This window comes from Butyrivibrio sp., assembly GCF_024699075.1.
In genome coordinates this window covers 1-3,807 of the sequence record NZ_JAILQF010000295.1, presented here as the reverse complement: position 1 = coordinate 3,807, position 3,807 = coordinate 1, and the positions used below count along the sequence as shown (strand labels likewise).

The window sequence follows — 3,807 nt, the reverse complement described above, 5'->3', positions numbered from 1 at the left end:
AAGGTCGAGAGATACAGAGCCTTAATTTTGATTCAAGATTTCTAATGTTTACGAATAAGTCATAGCTTGGCATAGTCCCTTATCCGCAAATTTTCATTCACAGCGCTCTGGTATCGTCTAATCTACGGATAAGCTATATTGCTACAAGTCCTCTTATCCGTAGAACCATTTATATTTGAGGTCAAGAAGGCTCATGTTTACGGATAAACTCTAGCCAGGCAATGCACCTTATCCGCAAATCTTATTTCATGATCTTGAGGAATCGTCTAATTTACGGATAAGCTATATTGCTACAAGACCTCTTATCCGTAAATCTATTTATATTTGAGGCTAGAAGGCTGATCGTTACGGATAAACCCTAGCCTGGCAAAGCCCCTTATCCGCAAATCTTATTTCATAATCTTGAGGAATCGTCTAATTTACGGATAAGCTATCTCTTTACAATTCCTCTTATCCGTAAACATATTTATATTTGAGGTCAAGAAGGCTGATTATTACGGATAAAACCTAGCATGGCAATGAACCTTATCCGCAAATCTTGTTCCATAAGCTTCAGGAATCGACTAATTTACGGATAAGCTATTTCTTTACAATTCCTCTTATCCGTAAACATATTTATATTTGAGGTCAAGAAAGCTCATGCCTACGGATAAACTCTCGCCCAGCAAAGCCACTTATCCGCAATTCTTCATTCACAGCGCTCTGGTATCGACTGATTTACGGATAAGCTACATCATTTCAAATCCTCTTATACTCAAAACTTCTTTCATATAAAAGAAAAACTTGAATTATTTCCCCCAAAAAAGTTATTTACTAATATAAAAAAATAACCATACCTCATCCAAGAAGTATGGTCATTTTCTATTAACTCATCATACACAAACTTCACACATTATAAACAATCTAACATCCTTGCGAATTTGATATCTCGGGCAGTTAATAAAGGATTTTCGAGTTCTTTAAAAATCTTATTTAATTCAAGAGCTTGATAGATGGAATTTTATATTATGTTTGGGGTCCGCATGTCTGAGCGAAGCGAGTTTCGGACCCCAAAATATAAAATTCCAGATATTAAGCCTTGAATTATATGATTTTTAAGATGAGGAAATCCTTTATTAACTGCCCGAGTAAATCAAATCGCAAGGATCGTATCATGCTTTTATGTGTGAAGTTTGAGTATTTATATATATTTACATTGCCTTCGCTCATGCAATCTTGCAATCTTTGCTATCAAGATCAGTTCTTTTATGTATGATGGTTGCACCTGCCTTGCCGTGATTCTTTACGTAGTATAAGGCATAGTCAGCCGAATTAAGATAATCCCAGGCTCTGTTAAGAGGATCAGGAATACGATTTACAATTCCCTGAGATACACTTAACTCACCAAGGCGAAGGTTTATTCCGATCTTTTTGATCTTCTCTCTTATCTTGCCGGCATACTTCATTATCTCTTCATCTGTCATGTCGTAATAGTACACCACAAACTCATCGCCGCCATATCTTGCAACAAATATCTTTTCATTTACAAGTTCCTTGAAGGACTTGCCTATTGCCATCAGGAGCTCATCTCCTTTGGCGTGTCCGTAGTTATCATTTATCTTTTTGAAATAATCGACATCCATCATCTCAACGCCAAGATTCTTTTTTTCCTTATCAGCCATAACAAAAAGTTCATCGATAACGGAATTTAGTTTTGCCCTGTTTGCAAGGCCTGTCAGCGCATCGGTTTCAGCAGCTTCAGTCAAAAACAGGTTTGTGGTTCTTTCTTCTGCAAGCTCAACTTTAAGAGTAAGTGCAGTCATAAAGGATTTTTTAGTATCCTCTTTTTTCATGGAATCATAGACAAAATAGTCATATCCGGCCTTCATCACCTTTTCTACGTCATTAAGCTCTTTGTACATATAAATCTTATACTGGGACATGATCATGTGAAGATTTATAAGCTCTCCATCGACCTTATTTTCATCAATTCGGGCAAAGATCTTTTCAAGCTCTTCATATTCCTTATCCTGGAACATCTTTTTTACAAAATCCACTATCTCGCTATAATAGGTTACAAATTCGTCGCAGGCGTAGAAAGATTCTATACACAGCTTCTTATATTTATCCATCAGTGTCTTTTCACCCATGACACTGTAATAGAACCAGTAGCATATATTGACATCGAACCTGTCTGCATAAGAAGGATTCTTATCTATAATGGCCTTAAGTTTTGAAAAAGTCTCACTGGCCTTTTCATACTCGCCCATTACTATATTCAGCATTGTGATCATGCAGTATTCGCACTGCAAGAGGTCATCCCTGAAGCCTTCATTTTCTATATTCTCGCAGCATTCAAGGCATCTTTGATGATAAGTGGCCGAATCCGTATATGCGTCCATATCCTGACACAGAGATGCCAGATTAGAGCATGATATAGCTTCCTGTAAAAAGAGACCATGCTCTCTTGCAGTATTGACCGCATTCAGATAGTTTTCAAGTGCATATACATATTGTCCCTGAGTCCTATATGTAATCCCAAGCTCATTATATGCGCGGGCTGTAAGCTTGAATTCATCAGTCTTTGAAAGATCATTTATGCTTGATGACAGATAATACAGGGCTTTGAAATAATTATCATACATGCAATAAGCGTCGCCAAGGTATGCATTTGCACAGCTCTTAAGATCCGGATTAGATGAATCCTTTGATATCTCAAAAAGCTCTTTCGCAAGTCTCATGTATTCCTGATTGTCATGCTTTCTTACATGTTCCAACCTGGTAAAATACTCAGTAATTATAGGTCCGTTAATGCTAATTGAATCACCCATATAATTTCCTTTCGTTTATACTTTGCGTTAAGCTTTTGACTCTGGTATGATCTATGAAATTAAGCCTTTCATCCTTGATCGTATGAAAGAAAGATACCACATATATGTCTTTATTAGACTTATTTTCAAAAAAATAGTCTTCTATAGCGTTACTAAATAAGTTTCCGTCATCTCCGATTATTTTTATTACTCTTACTACCCTTTTTTTACCCCTAAGGAAAGCTTTGAGCAGATTTTGTCTGGAAAAAGCTTCCTCTATGTCTTTATGATATTCTATAGGATACAGGTTTTTGACATATTCATATCCTTCATCATATTTCCCGGTTTCCGGAACAAGCTCATCTATATAGTTATTTTTTCTCATTATCTGATATGAATTTTTACTAAGATTAGCATACACGATAAAAGAATATTTCATATAAACTGAATCTACGAGAAGTTGCATCTGCCCTAGAATTCCAAGATTATCGAACGATGTGCTAAGGCTTTTATCAGCACTTTTTCTATTTTTACACAGATCAATAAAATCATCCTGTGGAATTGGTTTTGAGAAAAGAAATCCCTGAATATAATCACAGTCGCAGGTATGAATGAATTTCAGCTGCTCATCAGTCTCAACGCCTTCTATCACTGTCTTTAATTTTAATCTTTTGGCAAAATAAAAGACTGATTCAAGGGCGATTCTTCCTTTTTCAGACTGGCAGTTATCATCAAGAAAAGAGCTGTCTATCTTAAGAATTTTGGCAGGTACGTCTTTAACGAAGGAAAGTGATGAAAGCCCTACTCCAAAATCATCGATTGCTATTGTATACCCGGCCTCTTCTATCCCTCTGGCCCAGTCCAATACTTTGATCCTGTCAACTGATACGTCAGTTTCAGTTATCTCAACCCCTATCAAACTTTTATCAACATCATATTCTTCAACAATTGCATTCAGCTTTTGGATAAAATCCTTATCATATGCATGTTCTCTGCCGAAATTGACGCTGATCCTCAC

The 3,807-nt window shown here is 36.4% G+C and carries 2 protein-coding genes; both read right to left on the bottom strand.

Features of this window, described 5'->3' with window-relative positions; all coding sequences use genetic code 11:
- Positions 1-1,205: 1,205 nt before the first annotated feature.
- Entirely contained in the window at positions 1,206-2,810 is a 1,605-nt protein-coding gene (locus K6G87_RS11965) for a tetratricopeptide repeat-containing diguanylate cyclase (RefSeq protein ID WP_296837528.1), read from the bottom strand.
- On the bottom strand, positions 2,803-3,807 hold a 1,005-nt coding region (locus tag K6G87_RS11960), incomplete at its 5' end, for an EAL domain-containing protein (protein WP_296837526.1). The genes K6G87_RS11965 and K6G87_RS11960, both read right to left, overlap by 8 nt.

What these genes read in the sequence shown, in the direction of transcription:
- K6G87_RS11965 (WP_296837528.1), bottom strand. Translation starts at nt 2,810, where the DNA reads ATGGGTGATTCAATTAGCATTAACGGACCTATAATTACTGAGTATTTT.